Origin of the sequence: Burkholderia puraquae, assembly GCF_002099195.1 — a bacterium.
In the GTDB taxonomy this organism is placed as follows: Bacteria; Pseudomonadota; Gammaproteobacteria; order Burkholderiales; family Burkholderiaceae; genus Burkholderia; species Burkholderia puraquae.
Genome location: NZ_NBYX01000002.1, coordinates 44,677 through 68,089, shown reverse-complemented (window position 1 = coordinate 68,089; position 23,413 = coordinate 44,677). Strand labels below are relative to the sequence as shown.

General features: G+C 68.6%; 25 protein-coding genes. 18 read left to right on the top strand and 7 right to left on the bottom strand.

All coding sequences use genetic code 11. The features are described 5' to 3' along the window. Positions 1-82 precede the first annotated feature (82 nt). The 4 genes from B7G54_RS04700 to B7G54_RS04685 all read left to right on the top strand — a co-directional run bounded on the left by B7G54_RS04700 (position 83) and on the right by B7G54_RS04685 (position 4,869). Complete coding sequence (locus B7G54_RS04700) at positions 83-1,069, top strand: hydroxymethylglutaryl-CoA lyase (protein WP_085038035.1); 987 nt, start codon at positions 83-85, stop codon at positions 1,067-1,069. Continuing rightward, positions 1,066-2,346 (top strand): CaiB/BaiF CoA transferase family protein, encoded by a 1,281-nt coding sequence (locus B7G54_RS04695; protein WP_085038034.1) that lies wholly within the window; start codon positions 1,066-1,068, stop codon positions 2,344-2,346. Before B7G54_RS04700 ends, B7G54_RS04695 begins: the two co-directional genes overlap by 4 nt. Before the next feature lie 83 nt (positions 2,347-2,429). Continuing rightward, positions 2,430-3,737, top strand: a complete 1,308-nt coding sequence (locus B7G54_RS04690) for an MFS transporter (protein ID WP_085038033.1) — start codon at positions 2,430-2,432, stop codon at positions 3,735-3,737. A gap of 1 nt (position 3,738) precedes the next feature. After that, positions 3,739-4,869 carry an amidohydrolase family protein gene (locus B7G54_RS04685; RefSeq protein ID WP_085038032.1) on the top strand — a complete coding sequence of 377 codons (1,131 nt, stop codon included), beginning with the start codon at positions 3,739-3,741 and terminating at the stop codon, positions 4,867-4,869. A 27-nt stretch (positions 4,870-4,896) separates the two neighbouring features. Here the strand turns inward: B7G54_RS04685 and B7G54_RS04680 are convergent, their stop codons facing one another. The 3 genes from B7G54_RS04680 to B7G54_RS04670 form a co-directional block, all read right to left on the bottom strand. Continuing rightward, on the bottom strand, positions 4,897-5,373 hold the full coding sequence (locus tag B7G54_RS04680) for an SRPBCC family protein (protein WP_059684055.1): 477 nt from the start codon (positions 5,371-5,373) through the stop codon (positions 4,897-4,899). A 119-nt stretch (positions 5,374-5,492) separates the two neighbouring features. Beyond that, positions 5,493-5,978 (bottom strand): SRPBCC family protein, encoded by a 486-nt coding sequence (locus B7G54_RS04675; protein WP_085038031.1) that lies wholly within the window; start codon positions 5,976-5,978, stop codon positions 5,493-5,495. Beyond that, a complete protein-coding gene (locus B7G54_RS04670; RefSeq protein ID WP_085038030.1) occupies positions 5,950-6,315 on the bottom strand; it encodes an ArsR/SmtB family transcription factor in 366 nt (121 codons plus the stop codon). The genes B7G54_RS04675 and B7G54_RS04670 overlap by 29 nt, the downstream gene beginning before the upstream one ends. Positions 6,316-6,519: 204 nt before the next feature. Between B7G54_RS04670 and B7G54_RS04665 the strand changes: the two genes are divergently transcribed. From B7G54_RS04665 to B7G54_RS04655, 3 genes are all read left to right on the top strand, one after another. Further along, positions 6,520-7,050 (top strand): GNAT family N-acetyltransferase, encoded by a 531-nt coding sequence (locus tag B7G54_RS04665; protein WP_085038029.1) that lies wholly within the window; start codon positions 6,520-6,522, stop codon positions 7,048-7,050. 11 nt (positions 7,051-7,061) lie between these two features. Then, positions 7,062-7,847, top strand: coding sequence for a YhfC family intramembrane metalloprotease (locus tag B7G54_RS04660; RefSeq protein WP_085038028.1), 786 nt, complete (start codon positions 7,062-7,064; stop codon positions 7,845-7,847). Positions 7,848-8,126: 279 nt separating this feature from the next. Then, positions 8,127-8,705: a hypothetical protein gene (locus B7G54_RS04655; protein ID WP_085038027.1), complete on the top strand. Its 579-nt coding sequence runs from the start codon at positions 8,127-8,129 to the stop codon at positions 8,703-8,705. Between the two features lie 76 nt (positions 8,706-8,781). On the opposite strand, the gene B7G54_RS04650 is transcribed toward B7G54_RS04655, so the two are convergent. Then, positions 8,782-9,366 carry a TetR/AcrR family transcriptional regulator gene (locus tag B7G54_RS04650; RefSeq protein ID WP_085038026.1) on the bottom strand — a complete coding sequence of 195 codons (585 nt, stop codon included), beginning with the start codon at positions 9,364-9,366 and terminating at the stop codon, positions 8,782-8,784. Between the two features lie 341 nt (positions 9,367-9,707). Here B7G54_RS04650 and B7G54_RS04645 point away from each other — a divergent pair, with 341 nt between their 5' ends. After that, positions 9,708-10,412: an SDR family oxidoreductase gene (locus tag B7G54_RS04645; protein ID WP_085038025.1), complete on the top strand. Its 705-nt coding sequence runs from the start codon at positions 9,708-9,710 to the stop codon at positions 10,410-10,412. 64 nt (positions 10,413-10,476) lie between these two features. On the opposite strand, the gene fabV is transcribed toward B7G54_RS04645, so the two are convergent. Then, positions 10,477-11,679 carry an enoyl-ACP reductase FabV gene (gene fabV, locus B7G54_RS04640; protein ID WP_085038024.1) on the bottom strand — a complete coding sequence of 401 codons (1,203 nt, stop codon included), beginning with the start codon at positions 11,677-11,679 and terminating at the stop codon, positions 10,477-10,479. A gap of 160 nt (positions 11,680-11,839) precedes the next feature. Here fabV and B7G54_RS04635 point away from each other — a divergent pair, with 160 nt between their 5' ends. The 6 genes from B7G54_RS04635 (at position 11,840) to B7G54_RS04610 (ending at position 17,400) form a co-directional block, all read left to right on the top strand. Continuing rightward, positions 11,840-12,373 (top strand): GbsR/MarR family transcriptional regulator, encoded by a 534-nt coding sequence (locus B7G54_RS04635; RefSeq protein WP_006480371.1) that lies wholly within the window; start codon positions 11,840-11,842, stop codon positions 12,371-12,373. A gap of 88 nt (positions 12,374-12,461) precedes the next feature. After that, the gene (locus B7G54_RS04630; RefSeq protein WP_085038023.1) at positions 12,462-13,781 is read left to right on the top strand and encodes an SDR family oxidoreductase; all 1,320 of its coding nucleotides are present in this window, start codon (positions 12,462-12,464) and stop codon (positions 13,779-13,781) included. Continuing rightward, positions 13,778-14,248, top strand: a complete 471-nt coding sequence (locus B7G54_RS04625) for a DUF2269 family protein (RefSeq protein WP_085038022.1) — start codon at positions 13,778-13,780, stop codon at positions 14,246-14,248. Before B7G54_RS04630 ends, B7G54_RS04625 begins: the two co-directional genes overlap by 4 nt. A gap of 93 nt (positions 14,249-14,341) precedes the next feature. Beyond that, positions 14,342-15,208 carry a thiol-disulfide oxidoreductase DCC family protein gene (locus B7G54_RS04620; RefSeq protein WP_085038021.1) on the top strand — a complete coding sequence of 289 codons (867 nt, stop codon included), beginning with the start codon at positions 14,342-14,344 and terminating at the stop codon, positions 15,206-15,208. After that, a complete protein-coding gene (locus B7G54_RS04615; protein WP_085038020.1) occupies positions 15,205-16,704 on the top strand; it encodes a TIGR01777 family oxidoreductase in 1,500 nt (499 codons plus the stop codon). Before B7G54_RS04620 ends, B7G54_RS04615 begins: the two co-directional genes overlap by 4 nt. A gap of 72 nt (positions 16,705-16,776) precedes the next feature. Next, positions 16,777-17,400: a glutathione S-transferase family protein gene (locus tag B7G54_RS04610; protein ID WP_085038019.1), complete on the top strand. Its 624-nt coding sequence runs from the start codon at positions 16,777-16,779 to the stop codon at positions 17,398-17,400. A gap of 91 nt (positions 17,401-17,491) precedes the next feature. On the opposite strand, the gene B7G54_RS04605 is transcribed toward B7G54_RS04610, so the two are convergent. Further along, positions 17,492-18,916, bottom strand: a complete 1,425-nt coding sequence (locus tag B7G54_RS04605) for a serine hydrolase domain-containing protein (protein ID WP_085038018.1) — start codon at positions 18,914-18,916, stop codon at positions 17,492-17,494. A gap of 192 nt (positions 18,917-19,108) precedes the next feature. After that, complete coding sequence (locus B7G54_RS04600) at positions 19,109-20,287, bottom strand: NHL repeat-containing protein (RefSeq protein WP_085038017.1); 1,179 nt, start codon at positions 20,285-20,287, stop codon at positions 19,109-19,111. A 295-nt stretch (positions 20,288-20,582) separates the two neighbouring features. On the opposite strand from B7G54_RS04600, the gene B7G54_RS04595 reads away from it, so the two are divergent. From B7G54_RS04595 to B7G54_RS04585, 4 genes are all read left to right on the top strand, one after another. After that, positions 20,583-21,002 (top strand): HIT family protein, encoded by a 420-nt coding sequence (locus B7G54_RS04595; protein ID WP_085038016.1) that lies wholly within the window; start codon positions 20,583-20,585, stop codon positions 21,000-21,002. Positions 21,003-21,262: 260 nt separating this feature from the next. Further along, positions 21,263-21,427 (top strand): hypothetical protein, encoded by a 165-nt coding sequence (locus tag B7G54_RS38930; protein ID WP_162836114.1) that lies wholly within the window; start codon positions 21,263-21,265, stop codon positions 21,425-21,427. 156 nt (positions 21,428-21,583) lie between these two features. Beyond that, positions 21,584-22,243 (top strand): methyltransferase family protein, encoded by a 660-nt coding sequence (locus tag B7G54_RS04590; RefSeq protein WP_085038015.1) that lies wholly within the window; start codon positions 21,584-21,586, stop codon positions 22,241-22,243. A 378-nt stretch (positions 22,244-22,621) separates the two neighbouring features. After that, entirely contained in the window at positions 22,622-23,059 is a 438-nt protein-coding gene (locus tag B7G54_RS04585; protein ID WP_085038014.1) for a hypothetical protein, read from the top strand. The last annotated feature ends 354 nt before the right edge of the window (positions 23,060-23,413 follow it).

Here is a 23,413-nt window from a genome sequence, read left to right as displayed (position 1 = left end):
CCCGCTTACAGCTCATTCGATGCATGCTTAGAGTTCTGTCAAACAGAACAATGTTCTTTCAGATAGAACGATGGAGTGTCAAATGAGCGTTTCCGAATATCCGAAGGTGCTGGTCAGCGAGGTCGGGCCGCGCGACGGCCTGCAGAGCATCCAGGCCGTGATGCCGACGGCCGGCAAGCTGCGCTGGATCACGGCGCTGGCCGCGGCCGGCCTGCGCGAGATCGAGGTCGGGTCGTTCGTGCCGGCCAGGCTGTTGCCGCAGATGGCCGACGTGCGCGAAGTCGTCGCGCACGCGTTGGCGATTCCCGGGCTGCACGTCGCTGCGCTCGCGCCGAACCTGCGCGGCGCCGAGGGCGCATTCGAAGCCGGCGTGCACAAGCTGACGCTGCCGGTATCGGTGACGGACGCGCATTCGCTGGCGAACATCCGCAAGACGTCCGCGCAGATGATCGACGAGGTGCGCGCGATCGTCGCGCTGCGCGATGCGCGGTTTCCGGCGGTGCAGATCGAGGCGGGCGTATCGGTCGCGTTCGGCTGCACGATCGCGGGCGCCGTCAGCGACGACGAGACGATCGCGATGGCGGTGGCGATGGCCGAATGCGGTGTCGACGAGATCGGATTGTCCGATACGAGCGGCTATGCGAACCCGGCGCAGGTGCGCCGGCTGTTCCTGCGCCTGCAGCGCGAAGTCGGCGACAAGGCCGGCGGCGCGCATTTCCACAACACGCGCGGGCAGGGGCTCGCGAACGTCGTCGCGGCGCTCGACGCGGGCGTGACGACGATCGACGCGAGCCAGGGCGGCCTCGGCGGTTGTCCGTATGCGCCGGGCGCGACCGGCAACATCGTCACCGAGGATCTCGTGTTCCTGCTCGAAGCGATGGGATTCGACACGGGTGTCGACGTCGACGCGCTGCTCGCCGCACGCGCGATCCTGCACGCGGCGCTGCCGGCCGAGGCGCTGTACGGCCATGTGCCGGACGCCGGGTTGCCGAAGGGCTTCCGCTACGCGGACGGCCGTTCCCCAACCGCGGTGCAACCGGAAGGATGCCTGACGGGAGTCGCGCAATGAACGACCATCGACCGGCTTCGGCGCTGCCGTACGCAGGCGTGCGCGTGATCGAGATGACGCACATGGTGATGGGCCCGACCTGCGGGATGCTGCTCGCGGATCTCGGCGCGGAGGTCATCAAGATCGAACCGATCGCGGGCGACAGCACGCGCGCGCTGCGCGGTTCGGGCGCGGGTTTCTTCGGGATGTTCAACCGCAACAAGAAGAGCCTCGCGGTCGACGTGAAGGATCCGCGCGGGCTGGAGATCGTGCTGCGGCTCGTCGCGACGGCGGACGTCTTCAGCGAGAACTTCAAGAGCGGCACGATGGACCGCATCGGCCTCGGTTATCCGGCGCTGCACTCGCTGAATCCTCGCCTCGTGTACGTGTCGCACAAGGGCTTCCTGCCGGGGCCGTACGAGCATCGCACCGCGCTCGACGAGGTGGTGCAGATGATGGGCGGCCTCGCGTACATGACGGGCCCGGAAGGGCGGCCGCTGCGCGCCGGCGCGAGCGTGAACGACATCATGGGCGGCATGTTCGGCGCGATCGGCGCGATGGCCGCGCTCGCGCAGCGCGAGCGCACCGGCCGCGGCCAGCAGGTGCAGAGCTCGCTGTTCGAGAACAACGTGTTCCTCGTCGCGCAGCACATGATGCAGTTCGCGGTAACGGGGCAGGCCGCGTCGCCGATGCCGAGCCGGATTTCCGCGTGGGCCGTCTACGACGTGTTTGCCGTCAGGGATGGCGAACAGATCTTTCTCGCGGTCGTGTCGGATACGCAGTGGGCGCTGTTCTGCGATGCGTTCGGCCTGGCCGCGCTGAAGGACGATCCGCGCCTCGCGACCAACAACCTGCGCGTGCAGGCGCGCGACTGGCTGCTGCCCGAGTTGCGGGCGCGGCTCGCGCCGCATTCGGCCGCGGAGATCGGCGCGATCTTCGAGTCGAACGGCCTGCCGTACGCGCCGATCACGAAACCGCATGACCTGTTCGACGACCCGCACCTGCTTGCCACGGGCGGCCTCGAGGCCGTGACGCTGCCGGCCGACGCGAGCAGCGCCGGGCGGCCGGTCGACACGCGCACCGCGCTGCTGCCGCTGACGCTCGCAGGCGAACGCCTGCGGTTGCGCTCGGCGCCGCCCGCACTCGGCCAGGACACGCGCGCGCTGCTCGGCGAGCTCGGCTACACGCCGGACGACGCACGTGCGCTGATCGAAGCCGGTGTCGTCGCGGGGCGGCATGGCACGGACGACGCGGCACCGGGCGGCGCGCCGTCGCCGAACGAACTGGCGAGCGCGTAGCGCGGCCGCGATTCATCGAACGAACAAAGGCGTCCCGGCCGCGCAACGCGCGGGCGCGGACCGCCCCATCCACGGAGACAACCATGACATCCGCTTCCCCGGCACTGGCCGCCGATCGCGAGACCGACGCGTCGATCGAGCAACGGGCCGTGCGCAAGGCCGCGTGGCGCTTCATTCCGCTGCTCGCGCTCGCGTATTTCTTCAACTACCTGGATCGCACGAGCGTCGGCTTCGCGGCGCTCACGATGAATCGCGATCTCGGGCTGACCGCGACGCAGTTCGGCTGGGGCGCGGGGATCATGTTCGCCGGCTACTGCGTGTTCGAGGTGCCGAGCAATCTCGCGCTGTATCGCTTCGGCGCGCGCCGCTGGCTCGCCCGCATCATGATCACGTGGGGGCTGATGGCGGCCGCGACCGCGCTCGCGACCGGGCCGACGAGCTTCTATGCGATCCGGCTGCTGCTCGGCATCGGGGAGGCCGGATTCTTTCCCGGCGTGATCTTCTTCCTCGCCGTGTGGTTTCCGGCGAGCTACCGCACGCGCGTGCTGGCGTGGTTCACCGTGTCGACGCCGCTGTCGTCGTTGATCGGCGGCCCGCTGTCGACGTGGCTGCTGCAACTCGACGGCGCGCTCGGGCTGGCCGGCTGGAAATGGATGTTCATCGTCGAAGGGCTGCCTGCGTGCGCGCTCGGTTTCCTCGTGCTGAAGCTGCTGTCCGATTCGCCGGCGAATGCCGCGTGGCTGTCGGACGACGAGCGTGCCGCGCTGCAGCGTGCGTTCGAGCGCGACGGCGCGGCCGCCGGCCGCAAGAAGCGCTTCGGCGTCGCGCTGCGCGACGTGCGCGTGTACGTGCTCGCGCTGATCTCGTTCGGCTTCACGATGGGCTCGTACGGGATCGGCATCTGGCTGCCGCAGATGCTGAAGGCGCACGGCATGTCGACGATGCAGACGGGCTGGCTGTCCGCGGTGCCGTACTTCTTCGCGACCGTCGCGCTGCTGTGGTGGGCGAAGCGTGTCGACCGGCGCGGCGGCCCGGTCGCGAACCTGGCGATCGGGCTGTTCATCGGCGCGGTGGCGCTCGGCGTGTCGACGCACTTCCTGACGCTCGGGCCGGCACTCGTCGGCATCACGCTCGCGCTGATCGGCACGATTGCCGGCCGCACGATCTTCTACACGTTGCCCTCGCGCTTCCTGTCCGGCCACGCCGCGGCCGGCGGGCTCGCGCTGATCAACTCGATCGGCGCGCTCGGCGGCTTCGCGGGCCCTTATCTCGTCGGCTACCTGAAGGACAGCTTCGGCACCTTTACCGCCGGCATGCTCGGCCTCGCGATCGTGCTCGCGATCACGACGCTGCTGACGCTGTCGCTGTATGCGTTCGACCGGAGCGAATGACATGGATACGACCATTTCGATCAAGCGGCGCCGGCTGCTCGGCGCGGCCGCCGCATCGCTTGCGCTGCCCGCGTTCACCGAGACGCGGGCAGCCACCCAGGAGGGAGTTTCCCGCATGACGACGCAAAGCAACTATCTCGCGGTGCGCCCCGACTGGCTCGCGTCGGCGCTCGAACCCGCGCTCGAGCCCGACCTGCCGATCGTCGACGCGCATCATCATTTCTATGAGCGGCCGGGCTGGATCTACATGCTCGACGACTACCTGCAGGACGCGCGCTCGGGCCACAACGTCCAGGCGTCCGTCTACATGCAGGCGCAGACGCGCTATCGCGATTCCGGCCCGGCCGAACTGAAGCCGGTGGGCGAGACGGCCTATGTCGCGGGCGTGACAGAGTCGTTGCAGAACGGCCCCGTGGCCGTCGCGAAAGGCATCGTCGGCCACGCGGACCTGCGTCTCGGCGAACGCGTGCGCGAGGTGCTCGAAGCGCATCTCGAAGCCGGGCGCGGGCGCTTCCGCGGAATTCGTCACCTGACGACATGGGATGCCGATCCGACGCTCGCCAATCCGCTGTCGGCGGTGCCGCGCGGGCTGCTGCTCGATCCGGCGTACCGGGCAGGCGTCGCGCAGCTCGCACCGCTCGGGCTTTCGTATGACGCGTGGCTGTTCTTTCCCCAGCTGCCCGAATTGTTCGCGCTCGCGAAGGCGAATCCCGACACGCGCGTCATCGTCAATCACTGCGGCGGCGTCGTGCGGATCGCCAGCTATGCCGACAAGCGGCCGGAGGTGTTCGAGCGCTGGTCGGCGTCGATGCGTACGCTCGCGCAACTGCCGAACGTGTACGTGAAGGTCGGCGGGCTCGGGATGCGCATCAACGGTTTCGATTTCGAGAAGGGCGCGCGGCCGCCGTCTTCCGCGCAGCTCGCCGACGCGTGGAAGCCGTGGATGATGACCTGCATCGATGCGTTCGGCCCCGAGCGCTGCATGTTCGAGGGCAATTTCCCGGTCGACAAGGGCTCGTATTCGTTCGTGAACGGCTGGAATGCGTTCAAGCGGCTGACCGCGCACGCGAGCCCGGACGAGCGCGACGCGCTGTTCCGCGGCACGGTCACGCGCGCTTACCGGCTCGGCTGACGCATGCCGCGCCGGGCGGGCGCTGGCTCACCCGGCCTCCACCAGCGCCGCGAGCCGCGCCAGCGCCATTTGCCAGCCGGTCTCGTTGTCGGCGGCCGGCACGCCGGGCGGCACCCCGTCGTGCACGGCGTCCACCCGCGTGCCGCCCGCTTCGTCGGACAGCGTGATCGTGATCGTCATCGCGCCGCGCAGCATCGGATCGTCGGTCTCGAACACGTCGATCTCGACGATCTGCTCGTCCGGCACGAGCGTGACGAAGCGGCCGTGATAGGTATCGGTGCGCGCGGTGGTCTTGCCGGCGCCGGCCGACGGCGCGTCGTAGCTCAGCGACACGCGCAGCGCGCCGCCTTCGCGCGCGTCGTACGCATGCACGCGGCACGTCATGCCGTCGGGCACCTTCCATTGCTCCACCGCGTGCGGATCGAGCAGTGCGCGGTAGACGCGGCCGCGCGGGGCGTTCAGGTGCCGGCTGACCCGGGTCGAGTGCGTGTGCGTGTGCAACATGTTGCCTCCCGCGGAGCGCGCGCGACGGTGCACGCCGGCGGCCGGCGTGTCGTCATGCTTCCTTCAGGAATCCTAGGCGCGTGTGAGGCGGCATGCAATGCGTGCGCACACGGCCGTGCTTAGCGCAGCGCGGCTGCGAAGGCGTCGAGCTGCGTGATGCAGGTGTTCCAGCCCTCGAAGAAGCCGAGCGCTTCGTGGCGCTCGCGCGTCGCGGCGTCCGGATGCATCACGCGCGCCTCGTAGCGGCTGCCGGCGTCGTCGTCGGCCATCGTGATGATCGCGGTGAAGCCCATCCACGGCACCTGCGGCCGCCAGCCGCCCGCGAGCATCGACGTGAACGCAATGCGCGCTTCCGGCACGATTTCGAGGAAGCAGCCGGGATTGTCGCTCGTGCCGCCGTCGGGGCCGCGCATGAACGTGTGGAAGGCGCCGCCCGGCCGCAGGTCGAACGCACGCACTTCGGTGGTCCACGGTTTCGGGCACCACCATTCCTTCAGCAGTTCAGGGTCGGTCCACGCACGCCACAGCGCGTGGCGCGGGGCACGCAGCGTGCGGGTGATGACGAGATCGTGGGCTTCAGCGGGTTCGACGGGGCTGGCTGACATCGTGCTCCTCCTGGTGATGGCGTTCGACGCATTCGACGAGACGATCGGATCGTGCTTCCCACAGCGCGCGCTGCTCGGCGAGCCATGCCTCGGCCTCGGTGAGCCGGCTGCCGACCAGCGTGCAGGTGCGCGAGCGGCCGGCTTTCCGGGTCTGCACGAGGCCGCTGCGCTCGAGCACCGCGACGTGCTTCATGAACGACGGCAGCGCCATGTCGAACGGCGCGGCCAGCGCGGAGACGGTCCGTTCGCCGTGACCGAGCGCGCTGACGATCGCGCAGCGCGTTGGATCGGCGAGGGCGTGGAAGACGTCGCTGATGCCGGGTTGAGAGTTAGCCATGCGGCTAAGTATAGGAGAGGCGAACGGCGATGCAACGGAAGTTTTCGTCGCGTAGGATGATGGGGCGGTAACGCGCGCCGATCGGCTGCGGCGTTGCCGCGCGCCTGCCACCGTTGTGCGAGATGCGACGACCGGGCGGCGCTCTTTCCGATCCGGCCGCACGCCGAACCCGCGCGTGCGGCCCACCTCACTACCGGGGATGGCATGACCGAATCCGTTACCGTCCGTCGCGTCGACGCGGGCGAAGCGAAGACCTGCGTCGATGCGCTGGCCGACGTGCTGATCGATTGCGTCGAGGGCGGCGCGTCCGTCAGCTTCATGTTGCCGATCGAGCGGCCGACCGCCGTCGCGTTCTGGAACGACGTCGCCGACGGCGTCGCGAAGGGCGAGCGCATCCTGCTCGTTGCCGAGGACGCGGCCGGCCGGATCGTCGGCACCGTGCAGGTCGTGACCGCACAGCCCGAGAACCAGCCGCATCGCGCGGATATCGCGAAGATGCTCGTGTCGCGGCGCGCGCGCCGGCAGGGCATCGCCGCGCGGCTGATGGCGGCGGCCGATGCAGCCGCGCGCGACGCCGGCAAGAGCGTGCTCGTGCTCGACACCGTGACGGGCGGCGACGCCGAGCGCCTGTACGAGCGGGCCGGCTGGCAGCGTGTCGGCGTCGTGCCGAACTATGCGCTGATGCCCGACGGCACGCGCTGCGCGACGACGTATTTCCACAAGCAGCTGGCGTAACGGCATCCGTCATGCATCCCGTCGCTCCGTTGCTCTTGTTCCTCACGCTCGCGGCGGGTGTCGTGGCGCTGATCGTGCCGGCGTTGCTCGCGATCGCATGGCGGCGCCGCACGCAGGTTCCGTTGCGCGTGTTCTTCTACGGCATGCTGATCTTTTTCGTGTTCCAGCCGGTGCTGCGCCTGTCGTGGCAGATACCGCTGTTCCACTGGCTCGGGACCGATCCGCGCTGGCGTGTGCCGATGCTCGTGTTCGCGGCGCTGACGGCCGGGCTCTTCGAGGAATGCGGGCGCTGGGTCGCGTTCCGGTATCTGCTGCCGAAGCGGCACGACCCGCAAACGGCCGTGATGCTCGGGCTCGGGCATGGCGGGCTGGAGGCGATGCTGCTGGTCGGCGCCGGGTTTGTCGTGCTCGGCACCGGCTACCTGCTCGCGCATGCGGGCGTCGTCGTGTCGGCCGGCACGCAGTCGCTGATCGGGTCGCAGTTCGCCGGCATGACGCTCGCGTCGCCGTTGCTCGCGCTGTTCGAGCGCGCGAGCGCCATGGCCGCGCATGTGGGGCTGTCGCTGATCGTGCTGCAGGCGTTCGTACGCGGGACGAAACGCTGGCTCGCGTGTGCGATCGCGCTCCATTTCATGTTCGACCTCGCTGCCGTCCTGCTGACGCGATACTGGCATGTCGATACCGTGCTGGTCGAGGTGCTCCTGTTCGTGTGCAGTGTCGCGCTTCTGTGGCTGGGAATACGCTGGAGCCGCCGAGGGGCGGGCGCCGGCGACGTGAGCACGGAGCGCGCCGCGTGATGTGTGCGGCCCGTTTCAGCCGGGCGCGGCGCGGTTCGGTCAGCGGTTGGCCGGCCATTCTCCGGCTCGATAACGGCTGGCGCGGCTCAAGACGCTACCGGCGGTGACGAATGCAGCCGCCATCGGGTTGAAAATCCGATTGGAATTGTCTGTGCTGCAGCGGAAGGATGGATCGTGACGGCTGGTTCTGGCCGGAAGGAAGAACGGGGCCGGCATCGTCGCCGGACGATATATTCACGCAGGACAACACCAGCAGAACACCCCGGAACCACCGCCTCGATGAAACGCTCCCATGTTGCTTTCGCCCTCACGGGCCTGCTCGTCGCATTGCCGATTGCCGCGTATGCGCTCGTCAAGCCGCTGCGCGTCGTCGCGCCCGCGCTGATCCCCGGCGTGTCGTGCCCGAGCGACGACATCTGCACGGACGATGCCGCGAAGCTCGGCGATGCGCGGCAACTCTATCGTGATGGCTATGCGCGCGCGGCGGCAGCCGTCGGTGCATTCCAGGCAGCGCCGCGCGTCGTGTTCTGTTCGACGCGGGCGTGCGCCGATGCATTCGGCCTCGGCCAGCGCGCGGCGCTGACGCTCGGGAATTTCGGCGTGGTCGTCGCACCGCGCGGCTGGCAGACCTACTTTCTCGCGCACGAGCTGATCCATCACCGCCAGGCGGAAGTGCTCGGCAACCTGGCCGTCGCGACCAAGCCGCGCTGGCTGATCGAAGGAATGGCGTATTCGCTCAGCGACGATCCGCGCCGTCCGCTGGCGGAGCCGTTCGAATCGTGGCGCACGCGCTTCGATGCGTGGCATGCGGCGCTCGGCGGGCAGCAGCTGTGGGAGGCCGCGCGGGCGGTCAAATAGGTCGAATAGCGGGGCAAGTCGCTGAAGCGCCGCCGCGCCCGCCGCACACCAACACGCCGCGCAAGCCGACACGCCATTACGCGATTACGCCCGGATCGTCGCGCCCGTCGACGAGCGTGTCCCGCCCTGCTGCGAGGATCTCGTCGGCCAGCGCGGGATCGGTGCCCGCGATCGCGCGCGACAGTACGAGCGCGCCGACCATCTGGCTGAAGGCTGCGATCGCGTCACGACGCGTCTGCGCCGGCGTCGCGCCTGCCGTGGCCACCATCCGTTCCAGCCGATCGAGATACGTGGCGAGCCCGTGCGCATAGCACGCTCGCGCCGCATCGGTCAGTCGCGGCGCGTCGCCCGCGAAACCCGACAGCGGGCATCCGGCCTCGACGTTGTCGCGATGCGCGGCCGACAGGTACAACGCCACCTGCGCGTCGAGACTCTCGGCGTTCGGCGAATCCGCGCGGTCCTGCATGGCCTTGTCCATCACCTCGGCAACCAGCGCGTCTTTCGACTTGAAGTGGTTGTAGAAGCCGCCCTGCGTGAAGCCGGCTTCCTTCATCAGCTCCGTGAGCCCCACCGCGTCGACGCCGCGCACGCGGAACAGCCGCTCGGCGGCCGCGACGATCGCGCTCCGGTTCTCGGCAGCCTGCTGTCTTGACACACCCATAGATCCCTCCCTGATTTTGCCGATCGCACCGATTGGAAATCACAATGGTGATCGCCATTGACATGCCCGGGCTGCGCGAACACAATGCACCGCAAAGACAATGGTGATCGACATTGACATCGAGTGTAGCCGACTTGGCGGAGGGTGCAAAGCCACTGCCGGAGCACCGGATGGCAATCGGTCGGAGTCTTTGGCGCCGGCGGGGCGCGGGCAGCGGGCGGCTCGCCGTCTGCCGGCGGCGGTGCAACGGTTCGGTACGCAATGGCAGCCTGGTTTTCCACCGGATCTCACGCGCGCGGCGAGCCGGCGTGCATGCGATTCATCATGCGATAGGAACAATCATGAAGATCGAAGGTGCAGTGGTGTTCGTCACGGGCGCGAATCGCGGGCTCGGGCTCGAGTTTGCGAAGCAGGCGCTCGCAAGAGGGGCGCGCAAGGTCTATGCGGCGGCGCGTGATCCGGCCACCGTGACGCTGCCGGGCGTCGTGCCGGTGAAGCTCGACGTGACCGATCCGTCGGCCGTCGCCGCGGCGGCCGACGCGGCGCGCGACGTCACGCTGCTGATCAACAACGCGGGCATTGCGCGGCTCGGCAGCCTGACGGACGACGGTGCGGCCGATGCGTTGCGCGATCACTTCGAAACCAACGTGTTCGGGATGCTGGCGATGTCGCGCGCGTTCGCGGGCATCCTCGCCAGCCATGGCGGCGGCGCGATCCTGAACATCCTGTCGGTCGCGAGCTGGGTGAACCGGCCGATCCTGTCGGGCTACGGCGTATCGAAATCGGCCGCGTGGGCGCTGACCAACGGGCTGCGCCATTCGCTGCGCGAGCAGCGCACGCAGGTCGTCGGGCTGCATGCCGGCTTCATCGATACCGACCTGACGGCCGGCCTCGACGTGCCGAAAGCGACGCCGGCCGACGTCGTGCGCCAGGCGTACGACGCGATCGAGGCGGGTGCGGAAGAGGTGTCCACCGACGAACTCACGCGGCACGTGAAGGCCACGCTGTCGGCGGGCGTCTATCTGGAAGAACCGGCGCAGCGCTGACGCAGCCGGAATCTCGAACCCGCCACCCGCGCCGTACGCACGGCGCGGGTGGCGGGCAGCATCGTCAGACGGTGGTGTCGATGATGCCCGGGATCTTCACGTCCGGGTTCACGTCCGCGTCGTAGTCGACACCGGCGATCTCGAAGCCGAACAGGCGCAGGAAGTCGGTCTTGTAGCCGGTGAAGTCGGTCAGCTCGTACAGGTTCTCGTTCGTCACGTGGTTCCACTGCGCGACGACCTTCGCCTGCACCTGCGGATCGAGCTCCTTGTAGTCCGCACGCAGGCGGCCTTCTTCGTCGACGTGCGGCGTCGCGCCGTACAGGCTGTCCTTGAACAGGCCGTACACCTGCTCGATGCAGCCTTCGTGCGTGCCGGTTTCCTTCATCGTCTTGAACAGCAGCGACAGGTACAGCGGCATCATCGGAATGGCCGAGCTGGCCTGCGTGACGACGGCCTTCAGCACCGACACGCGCGCGTCGCCGCCGTGCGCGGCCAGCTTGTCGCGGATCGACAGCACTTTCTTGTCGAGATCCTTCTTCGCTTCGCCGATCGAGCCGTTCCAGTAGATGTCGTGCGTGATCTGCTCGCCGAGGTACGTGAACGCGGTCGTCTTCGCGCCGTCGGCCAGCACGCCGGCTTCATCGAGCGCGTCGATCCACATCTGCCAGTCCTCGCCGCCCATCACGGCGACGGTGCCGTCGATCTCTTCCTGCGTCGCCGGTTCGAGCGTGACGTCGCGGATCACTTCCTTGTCGGTGTCGAGGCCGCGGAACGTGACCGTCTTGCCGATCGGCTTGAGCGTCGAGCTGATGGTTTCGCCCGTCTTCGGATGCGTGCGGCGCGGTGCCGCGAGGCTGTAGACGACGAGATCGACCTTGCCGAGATCCTGCTTGATGGTGTCGATCGTGACCTGCTTCACCTTGTCGGAGAATGCGTCGCCGTTGATGCTGCGCGCATAGTGCCCCTTTTCGGCGGCGAATTTCTCGAACGCGGCGCTGTTGTACCAGCCGGCCGTGCCGGGCTTCGTTTCGCTGCCGGCGCGTTCGAAGAACACGCCGAGCGTGTCCGCGCCCGAGCCGAAGGCGGCCGAGATCCGGGCGGCGAGGCCGTAACCGGTCGACGCGCCGATCACGAGCACCTTTTTCGGGCCGTTGGCGATCGGGCCGTGCGAAGTCACGTAGTCGATCTGTTCCTTGACGTTGGCTTCGCAGCCGACCGGATGAGTCGTCACGCAGATGAAGCCACGCACGCGCGGTTTGATGATCATGGAAACCTCTAGTCAGAAAGGCGGAAACGGCCTGAAATCGGAAAAATCCCGCGCATTGTAAAGGATGCGGCCGATCGCGGGCGGGCGCGGCCGGAACCGGGCGGATCGCCCGGTTATTTCTCTCTTGACAGAAATAACTGAAATGCCTAAATTTCACGTCATGGAACTCACACCGATTGCCGAACGATTCATTCTCCACTGGGGCGAAATGGGCTCGCGGTGGGGCGTCAACCGCACCGTCTCGCAGATCCACGCGCTGCTCTATCTGGCCGGCCGGCCGGTCGCGGCCGACGAGATCGCCGAGACGCTCAACGTTGCGCGCTCCAATGTCAGCACGAGCCTGAAGGAGCTGCAGGCGTGGCGGCTCGCGAAGGTCGTGCATGTGCTGGGCGACCGCCGCGACCACTTCGAGACGTCGACCGACATCTGGGAACTGTTCAAGCTGATCGTCGAAGGGCGGCGGCAGCGCGAGATCGAGCCGACGCTCACGGTGCTGCGCGATTGCCTGACGAATCCCGAGATCGCGAACGAGAGCCGCGAGACCGAGCAGCGCATCCGCGACACGCTGCAGTTCGTCGAGACGCTCACGACCTGGTCGGACGAGATGCTGCGGCTCAAGCCCGATACGCTGATGAAGGCGCTCGGCATCGGCGCGAAGATCAGCCAGACGGTCAGGCGCAAGCCGTCGAAGTAAGCGGTACGCGCAATGCGGGCAGCCAGCCCGCTTTTTTCGGGGTTGTTATTTCTGTCTGTACAGAAATAACTGTAAATAGAGGATGAGAATGAACACCGTCTTGCCGTCGACCTGCCCGCATGGCTGCACCGGGGTGCGCAGCATGACCGTCCTCGTGTGCGGCGCGAACGGCTTCATCGGGCGGGCACTGTGCGCGCAGCTCGAAGCCGGCGGCCATCGCGTGCTGCGCGGCGTGCGTCACGCGGCCGGCCCGTGCGACGTTGCGATCGACTTCGCGAACGACGTCGATCCCGACGCGTGGCTCGCGCGGCTGGAGGGCGTCGACGTGGTGATCAATGCGGTCGGGATCCTCGCCGATCGACGCGGCGCGACGCTCGACGCCGTGCATCGCGCCGCGCCGTGCGCGCTCTTCACCGCGTGCTGCCGCGCCGGCGTGCGGCGGGTGATCCAGATCTCGGCGCTCGGCGTCGAGCGTGGCGATACACGCTACTTCGCGAGCAAGTACGCAGCCGATCGCTTCCTGCAGACGCTGCCGATCGACTTCCGGATCGTGCGTCCCGCGCTCGTCTATGGCACGGCCGGCGCGTCCGCGCGGTTGTTCCGGATGCTCGCGAGCCTGCCCGTGCAGGTGCTGCCGGCGGGTGGCCATCAACGGCTGCGCCCCGTGCACGTCGACGATCTCGCCGAAGTCGTCGTGCGGCTCGTCGTGGAACCGGGCGATGCGCCGGCGGCCGGCAGCCGGGTGATCGACGTGGTCGGCAACGACGAAGTCGAATATCGCGAGATGCTGGCCCGATACCGCGCCGCGCTGGGGTTTCCGCCGGCCGCCCGCATTGCATTGCCGGGCCCGCTGGCCGGCGCGGCGGCCGCGTTGCTCGGCACGCTGCCTGGCGCGATCTTCACGCGCGACACGTGGACGATGCTGCGCGGCGGGAACACCGGCGATCCGGCCGCCGTCACGGCCCTGCTCGGCCGGCCGCCGCGCGGGATCGACGGCTTTATCGGCGCGGAAGCCGCTGCGCTGCGCCGCGACGCGCTCGCGATGTGGCGCCGTCCGCTGCTGCGGGGCGCGCTTGCGATCGTATGGATCTGGACGGCCATCGCCAGCGCATTCATCCATCCGCTGCACGCGAGCCTCGCCCTGCTCGCGCCTGCGCACCTGGCCGGGCTGCCTGCGCTGCTCGCGCTCTATGCGGCCAGCGCGCTGGACTTCGCGTTCGGCATCGCCACCGTCGCCGCGCCGTCGCGCCGCCTGTGGGTCGCGCAAGCCGCGCTGATCGTCGCATATTCGGTCGTCATTGCGGTCACGATGCCGGGCCTGCTCGCCGAACCGTTCGGCCCCGTGCTCAAGAACGTGCCGATTCTCGCGATCCTGTTGATCCTTTTTTCAGAAGAAGAACAAGCATGAATACTTATCTCGTCATCAAGGCGCTTCACATCCTGTCCTCGGTGCTGCTGGTCGGCACGGGGTTCGGCACCGCGTTCTACCTGTTCTTCGCGAACCGCACGCGCTCGGTGCCCGCGATCGCGGCCGTGTCGCGGCTCGTGGTGCGCGCGGACTGGTGGTTCACGACGCCGGCCGTGATCTTCCAGCCGGCTTCGGGGCTCTGGCTTGCGCACACGGCCGGCTGGCCGTGGCATACGCCGTGGCTCGTCGCGTCGATCGTGCTGTATGCGATCGCCGGCGTGTGCTGGCTACCGGTCGTCTGGCTGCAGGTCGAACTGGCCGCGATGGCGAAGCTCGCTCATGTGAACGGCGATGCCGCGCTGCCGGAACGCTACTGGCGCTATGCGAAGCGTTGGGAGCTGCTCGGCTATCCGGCGTTTTTCGCGATGCTGACCGTCTATTTCCTGATGGTGGTCAAGCCGATGTAAGTGCGCCGCCGCCGCACGGGAGCGGTGGTACGACGTACCGGAAAGCTGCCGATCGATTCATGATGCCTGCAATAACAAGAAGGAGTGCGAATCATGGACTCAACTGAACTGGTGCTGTACTTCGACGGGCGATGTCCGTTATGCGTTGCCGAGATAAAGCGTCTCGCGGCCCGCGACGCCCGACAGCAGTTGGCTTTCGTCGATATCACCGAGCCGGGCTTCGATCCCGTGCCGCTCGGCGTCGGCCTGCCCGCGCTGAACCGCGAGCTGCACGCGCGTCTGCCGGACGGACGCATGCTGACCGGCGTGGACAGCATCCTGGCCGCCCATGCGCTGACCGGACGCCGCTGGCTCGTCCGGCTGCTTCGCGTGCCGGCCATGCGCAGTGCGCTGGCGCCGCTGTATCGCTGCTTCGCGCGCAACCGGCATGCCGTCTCGCGCTGGCTCGGCTATCGCGCTGAAGCGCCGTGCGACGGCGCGGCATGCGGCAGCGGCCGTGCCGCCGAACCCGCGGCCGATCGGCCGGCGGGCGACGCTGCGCGCCGCATCGTGGTGACCTGGATGTTCGGCGCGGCAATCGCACACCTGCTCGTCGGCATCGCCGTTCCGTGGCTAGCCGGCGCGCCGTGGCTCGACGCGTATCACCGCGTCATCGAGCTGCATTTCTGGGCGGGCACGGCGCCCGAACCGGCGCGTGCACAGCAGGTCTGGTGGATGTCGCTGATCGGCGCGACGGTGCAATGCGCATCGGTCTGGATGCTGGCGCTCGTCCACCTCGGCAACCGGCTGCGCCGGCGCGAGGTGTGGGGATGGCTGCTGGCCGGCCTGTTGATCTGGGCGCCACAGGACATGCTGCTTTCATTGCAGGCCCATGTATCGGGCCACGTGGCGATCGACGCGGCGGCACTGGTTGCGATGGTGCCCCCGCTCGTCTGGCTCTGGAGGAGGGACACCCTATGAACACCTTGCCTGCTTTCGACTGGGCGCTCAACCTGCTGATCGTGCAGGGCGCGATGGGCGCATTCGATACGCTCTATCACCACGAACTCACGCAGGATCTCCCGCACAGCCCGCGCGCGCGGCTCGAGCTGGCGATTCATGCGGTGCGTTCCGTGCTTTACGGTCTCGTGTTCGCGTCGATCGCGAACGTCGCCTTTCACGGCGCCTGGGTCGCGGCCATCGCGGCGGTGGTGGTCGTCGAGGTGGTGCTGACGTTGTGGGATTTCGTCGTCGAGGACCAGAGCCGCAAGCTGCCGGCGACCGAGCGCGTGCTGCACACGCTGCTGGCCGTCAACGGCGGCGCGCTGTTCGGGATGATCGCGATGCAGCTGGCTGCGTGGGCGCACGAGCCGACCGCGCTGCAGGCGCTCGATCTCGGCTGGCGCGGCTGGGTGCTGAGCCTCTTTGCCGTCGGCGTGTCGGTATCGGGAATCCGCGACGGGATCGCGGCCTGCCGGATCGCGCGACACGCGCCGGCCGCCAATCCGTTCGCGGGGCAGCCGCCGGGGAACGTGCTCGTGACCGGCGGAACCGGCTTCATCGGCGAAACGCTCGTGAACCAGCTGCTCGATGCAGGGCATACGGTCACGTTGCTGGCGCGCGATCCGCTGCGCGCGGCCTACCAGTTTCACGGCCGCGTGCGCAGCGTGACGTCCGTCGAACAACTGCGGCCGCACGAGCGTTTCGACACGGTCATCAATCTCGCGGGGGCGCCGGTGCTGGGCGCGCGCTGGAGCAAACGCCGGCAGGCGGTGCTGCTCGCGAGCCGCGTCGGTGTCACGGCATCGCTGATGCGCTGGGTCGAGACCGCCGAGGTCAAGCCGCGCACGTGGATTCAGGCATCGGCGATCGGGTACTACGGCGTGCGCCCGGCCGACGAGCGGCTCGACGAGAGCAGCAGCGCCGGCACGGGCTTCATGTCCGGGCTGTGCCGGCAGTGGGAGCAGTCCGCGCAGGCGCTCGAGCGCCACGGCGTTCGCGCGGTGGTGCTGCGGCTGGGCGTCGTGTTCGGCCCCGGCGGCGCGCTGCGCCCGATGCTGCTGCCGCATTACGTCGGGATGGGCGGGCGATTCGGCGACGGCACGCAGGTGATGAGCTGGATCCACCGGGACGACGTGCTGCGGATCATCGCGCGCGCGATGACGCACCCGGGCATGCACGGCGTCTACAACGCGGTTGCGCCCGCGCCATTGACCCAGCGCGAGTTCGTGCAGGTCGTGTCGAAGGTGCTGCACCGCCCGGCCTGGCTGCACGTGCCGGCCGCGCCGCTGCGCATCGCGATGGGCGAGATGGCCGAACTGCTGCTGGACGGGCAGCGGGTCATGCCGGCGCGGCTGCATCAGGACGGGTTCATGTTCCGGTTCCCGACGGCCGAGCACGCGCTGCGCGACCTGACGAATCGACCGCACGCGGATTTTCCGCGTACGGCCTGTCGTTTGCCCCGAGGTCGTGTATAAATTCGGCGTGAACGCGTTCGGGACGTGTCGTGCGTCCCGGGTGCTCCGCATCCGACCTCACAAGGAGACTGCATGCTGCACATCCTCGGCAAGATCCCGTCCATCAACGTTCGCAAGGTGCTGTGGCTCTGCACCGAGCTGAACCTGCCGTTCGATCAGGAAGACTGGGGCGCGGGCTTCCGTACGACCAACGATCCGGCCTATCTCGCGCTGAATCCGAACGGTCTCGTGCCCGTCATCAAGGACGACGATTTCGTGCTCTGGGAATCGAACACGATCATCCGCTACCTCGCGAACCGCTATGGCGGCGACGCGCTGTATCCGGCCGAGCCGCAGGCGCGCGCACGGGTCGATCAATGGATCGACTGGCAGGGCGCCGACCTGAACCGCTCGTGGGTCGGCGCGTTCCTCGGCCTCGTGCGGAAATCGCCCGATCACCAGGATCCGGCCGGCATCGCGCAGTCGATCGCGGGCTGGACGAAGCACATGCAGGTGTTGAACGCGCAGCTCGAAGCGACCGGCGCGTACGTGGCCGGCAACGGCTTCACGCTCGCGGACATTCCGATCGGCCTGTCGGTGAACCGCTGGTTCGGCACGCCGTTCGAGCATCCGGATTTCCCGGCGGTGTCGCGCTATATCGAACGTCTCGCGACGCGCGAGGGCTTCCAGAAATACGCGGGCAGCGCGAACCCGTGATGCATCGCAGGTCGTGCGCGGTGCGGCGGCGTGGCAAGCGCCGCCGCGTCACGAGCGGCATGCACGGGCCCGCAGGCCCGCAGGCCCATTTTCACGCGCCGGGCGCCGGCACCGCGTCGAGCACGCGCGCGAGAAACGCCTCGTGGTTCCACGCGGATTCCGGCCGCGACAGCCCGAGCCGCACGACCACCAGTTGACGGCTCGGTACCACGCTCACGAACTGGCCTTCGTGGCCGACCGCATGAAACGCGTCGGCCGGCATCGCGGCCGCATGCGGATCGCGATCGTTGAACGGCTCCGGCACCTTGACCCACAGCTGCGCGCCGTACTCCTGGCGCTCCGACTGCGGCGTCGCGCGCGTCAGGTAGCGCACCCAGCCTTCCGGCAGCCGCCGCTGCCCGTCCCACACGCCGTCCTGCAGCAGAAGCTGCCCGAAGCGCGCCCAGTCGCGTGCGCTCGCATACATGTACGACGGGCTGACGAGCGTGCCGGACGCATCGGGCTCGAACACCGCGCTGCGCATCCCGAGCGGCGCGAACAGCGCGCGGCGCGGAAACGCGAGGTAGTCGTCCTCGCTGCCGCCCAGCGCTTCACGCATCACGCGCGCGACGATCGCGCTCGTACCGCTCGAGTAAGACCACCGCGTGCCGGGTGGTGCAGCGAGCGGCTTCGCCGACGCAAACCGTGCGGTATCGGGCTGCGCATACAGCATCAACGCGACGTCGGACAGCGGCTCGTCGTAGTCCTCGTTGAATTGCAGGCCGCTCGTCATCCGCAGCAGTTCGTCGAGCGTGATGGCCGCGCGCGGATCGCCGCTGCCGCGCCATTCGGGCAGCAGTGCCGACGCATCGGGCGACAGCTTGTGTTGTGCGACGAGCGTGCCGACCAGCGCGGCCGTCACGGTCTTCGTCATCGACCAGCCGGGCAGTGGCGTGTCGGCCGTGAAGCCGGGCGCATAGCGTTCGGCGATCACCTGGCCGCGCCACATCACGACAACTGCGCGCGTGCGCCGCGGCCGTGCCGGATCGGGCTCGTCGAACGCGCGGTCGAGCGCGGCCTGCAGCTTCTGCGCGTCGATGCCGGCCGGCGGCGTGGCCGGTGCCGGCTGCGCGGACGGCGGATCGGGGAGGGGCGGCAGCGCGGCCGGTAAAGCAGCCGGCAGGGCGGCCGCGGACGCGCCGGGCGCCGGCCCGACCGCGAGCGTGCAGCCGAGCCCGGGCCGGAAGTCGGCTTCGCGTTCGGCGAAGCCGGCGAAGGTCGCCACGGCGCGATGATGGTCGGGATCGATCGACGGACGCACCAGTTTCAGCAGCGGATGCACGCCCGCCATGATGTCGACGTCGATCACGGATGCGGCGGGGCGGCCCGATACGTACACGCCTGAACATAGCGCTTTCGCCGCATAGCCGGTCGCGATCGGCGCGAGCCGGGACAGCATGTAGCCCGTGTAGCCGACCACGGCGACGACTCCGAGCGCGACGCCGCGCAGGATCAGCTTCTTGAAGGGGATCGTCATGCGCGAGCGTCCTCGGTTGTCTGCAGGCACAACATGAACCGGCAGTGTCGCAGGTTCGGGCAGGCGGTGGCAATCGCGGGGGCGCGGGACGCCGGGCGGCGCCGATCGGGTGCAGGTTGCCCGGCGTATGCGAATCGTGTGTGTCGATCGCTCAGGTCGAACGGGCCGCGTGCGGCCCGTCCAGGTGGCGCGTCACTGCGCGTTGTTGTTGTTGTCGGACCGCAGGGTCCAGACCATCGCGGTGTTCGTGTTGTCGTCGACGGCCGCGAATTCCAGCTGGCCTTTGCTGCCGCGCCCGAACGCCAGGCCGAATGCCGCACCCGGCACGGTGTCGACCTGCATTTGCGCGACGAAGCGCCCGTCCACCGTGAATTCGACGATCTCGCTCGGCTGCAGCGAATCGGCGTTGACTGCATCGCCGTTCGCGGTCACGAGATGGCCGTTCGGTGCGAGCGCCAGCGCGAGCGGGCCGTGCAGGTGCGCCGCATCGAAGTAGATCATGCGTCCGACGCCGCCGTTGCGATTCGTCGACGCGGCGTTCTGGATCGCGAACACCGCGTTGTCGCCGGTGGAGGCGACATACAGCACGTCGGTGTTCGGGTCGTACGCGAGGCCGGTCGGGCCGACGACGAGGGCATTGGGATCGGTTCGATTCACGTAGCCCGACGCGATGATGCGCGAGCCCGGCAGCATCGTGACGCCGTTGTCGCCGATCGCGAGTTCGATGCGTGAGACCGTTCCGTTCAGCACGTTCGACACGAACGCGGTCACGCGCTGGCCGCGATCGATCACGGTCATGTCCCACGGCCCGTCGAGCAGCGCCGCGCTGGACAGTTGAGTGACGAGATTGCCTTGCGGACCGATGACGAGCAGCGAACCCGGCGGCACGACGGTCTTGCCGTCCGGCGCCGGGACGTTGCCGACCAGCACGAAGCCGCTGCGCAGCACCACGAGCGCGGTCGTCAGGCCGAGATTGCTGCCCTGGAAGAACGTCGCCGGCGTCTTGCCGGGCGACAGCTTCACGATCGTCGTACCGGTGCCTTGCGTGTTCGACGCCGCGTTGAAGTTGGACACGACGACGTCGCCCGGCTTCAGCGTGCTCCAGGGCGGCACGCCGCGTGGCACGAACGCGATGCCGTAGGGATTGACGTCGCCATTGGCAGGTACGGTCGATGCGGTGAACGACGGAATCGGCAAGATGATGTCGTTGCCGCCGGCCCACGCGAACGCCGACGACAACGCGACCAGCCCGGCGCCGCAAGCCGCGCGGCATAGCGTGCGCGCGAGCGTGTGCCGGACGCGCGCGAGGGCAGGCGGATCGACCGCGGACACGGGCGCGGCGGGGGAACGACAGGAGGGGAGAGGGTCCATGGCATGACTCCGGTTGATGATCACGATCAGTCATCCCGGCTGCCGGCCTGCGCAGCCGACGGGTGTCCGGCGCAGGTTCGCGATCGTGCTGTTGCCGCGTGAACCCACGCTCGAAATAAACGAACGGCGACGGCCTGATATTCCAATCTGTTACGCCCGTTGCATGCGAGCCGGCGTACCTTGTTCGCCGCAACGGCGACGCGGCCTGACAAGTTGAAATCCGACGCGCCGTCGGCCGATAATCGTCCGGCATCGCTCTCCCACTCTCCCAGTCCAATCGTTATCGGAAAACGCCATGCCCTACGACAACACCAACCCCTTTGCCAAAATCCTGCGCGGTGAACTGCCGTGCGTGAAGGTCGCGGAAGACGACGCAACCCTCGCGATCATGGATCTGATGCCGCAGGCCGACGGCCACGTGCTCGTGATCCCGAAGGAGCCGGCCGCGCAGATCTTCGAGTTGTCCGGCGACGCAGCCGCGGCGGGCATCCGCATGACGCAGCGTGTCGCGGCGGCGGTGCGCGCGGCGCTCGAACCGGACGGCGTGTTCATCGGCCAGTTCAACGGCGCGGCAGCCGGCCAGACGGTTCCGCATGTGCACTTCCACGTGATCCCGCGCTGGGAAGGCGCCGAACTGCGGATGCACGCGCGCGAGATTGCCGATGCGGCGACGCTCGAAGCGCTCGCGCAGCGCATTCGCGCGCGCTTCGTGTAACGCATCGATTGCCCCCGATGTCGCGCGGCAGGATGGCGGCGCACTATCCGGCCGCCGCGCCATTGCCTGTTTCGGCGGTCACGTGAGGTAACACCTGTAACCGCCGGCGAAACTCGGCCCGGCCAACCCGGCGCTAGACTCCGCGCATTGCTTCACCGAGCGACAGGAAGGGCGGATCGCCTCTTCGTGCCGGCCGCCACACGTCGCGGCGGTGCGGCTTTCGCGAGGTGCCATTCGTCTTTTGCGCCGGGAATCGAGCCATGTCCAGACTTCTCATCACGCTTGCCCTGATCGGCGGCCTGTCCGGCTGCTACGTCGCGCCGCCGTACGGCTACGCGCCTGCGCCGGCCTACTACGGCTATGCGCCGGCGTATTACGCGCCGCCGGTCAGCGTCGGGATCGGCGGCAACTTCCGCATCCGCTGATCCGGCACCGGGCGCGGGCGCGCACCGCATCGGCCCGGGCCGCCGCCTTCCGCCGGACGGTTCGCGCGGATTCGCGCGCCGCGTGACGACGGCGCACGGCGCTTCGTGTGCGCGCTTCCTATACTTCACAGGAAAGCGCATCCCCGCGAGGCTGTCATGAGCGTCACCTGCAAGGTCGCCGTCTTGTCGGGCGTGTCCACGCTCGTCTATCTCGGGCTCGCCATACTTGGCAGCGGCGGGTTCGCTGCCTTTTTCTCGCATCCGCCACTGACCGTCGTCGTGATCGCGACGCTCGCGATGGCCGTCGCCGCGATGTTCACCGAAGGCAACCTGAGCAGCGGCGAGCGCGAGAACCGCGACAACCGCTGGGTGCTCGCGGCGTTCGGGGTGAGCGGGTTGCTGCTCGCGTACCTGCCCGCGCTGACCGACCGGCTCGATGTCTGGACCTTCGGCGGCGATGCGGTGCGCTGGACCGGCGTCGTGCTGTACATCGCGGGCGGCGTGCTGCGCATCTGGCCCGTATTCGTGCTCGGCAAGCGCTTCAGCGGGCTCGTCGCGATCCAGCCGGGCCATACCCTTGTGACCGACGGCATCTACCGTCGCATCCGCAATCCGAGCTATCTCGGCCTGCTCGTCAATTCGGTCGGCTGGGCGCTGGCGTTCCGCTCGGGCGTCGGCGTGCTGCTGGTCGTGCTGACGATGGTGCCGCTCGTCGCGCGCATCCGCTCCGAGGAGGCGCTGCTGCGTGCGCAATTCGGTGCCGAATACGACGCGTATTGCGCGCGGACGTGGCGGCTGCTGCCCGGCGTGTACTGACCCCCTTCATTTCTTCGCGACTGTCGTTTCGGGGCTCGCTCACGAGACGTGCCCGATGTGTTGCCACGTGTGTCGCAAACGTGCGACGCCGCCCATGGCCGGCTTGTTTTTCCGCAGGGCCGGACCCTCGACGGAGCCAATGCCGGCGCGGGTTTGCGGGCATTCCGGCGCGGGCGTTCGAGGTCACTGATTCGTAAACAACTTGTTACCAGAATGTCCACGGCAAGGATGTGGGACCGGTGCTATTCTTCGCCGCAAGCTCATTGAAATGAATTGGTCCACGGTTCGGCACAATGCCTGACCCGACGTCGATCGATTCAGATCGTCGTACCGAGCGGACCTTCAATAACCAGATTGCGAACAAGGAAGAATACGGGAATGTGGAAGAAAATCGCCCCCGCTCTCGTCGTCGCCGCGCTGACCGGCGCGACCTCGCTGCCGGCATTGGCCGGTGACCTGAACAATGCGCTTGGCGGCGCGCTCGGCGGGGTAGCCGGCGCAGCGGTCGGCGGCGCAGTCGGCGGCAGCACGGGCTCCGTGATCGGCGGCGCCATCGGCGGCGGCGCGGGTGGCGCGGTGACGTCGAACCGTCGCGAGCGCACCGGCGCGATCATCGGCGGCGCACTCGGCGGCGGTGCAGGCACCGCGGCAGGCAACGCGATGGGCGGCCGCACGGGCGGCCTGCTGGGTGCGGCTGTCGGCGGCGGCGCCGGCGCGGCGCTCGGCGGCAACATGTCGCGCAATTCGTACGACCGCGATCACGGCGATCGCGGCTATCGCCACCGCAAGCATCGTCACCACCGCGACTGGGACTGATCGCCGCTGGCGCGGCACGGTGCGCGACCCGCGCACCGGCGCGCCGACGGCGTCGGCACCCGACGCGAGATTCGGCCCGGCGGCCTGCCGGGCCGCCATCGCCGGCCAGACCGGCGAACCCTTTCCGGCTTCTTCAGCCGCGGCCAGACGCCCGATCGTCGGGCCGGCAAGTTTCCCTCCTCGCTGCATTTCCCCGTTTCCCGATTACACCGCCTCTCGCGACTGCATGCGCCCGAGCAGCGCCGACACCATTCGCGTTCCGTTCGATCCCCGTTGGCCCGTTCCGGCCTGACGGCGGCTCATGATCGGCGCGGAGCGGCTTGCTGCCATGCGCGCATCGCCGCTCGCCAATCT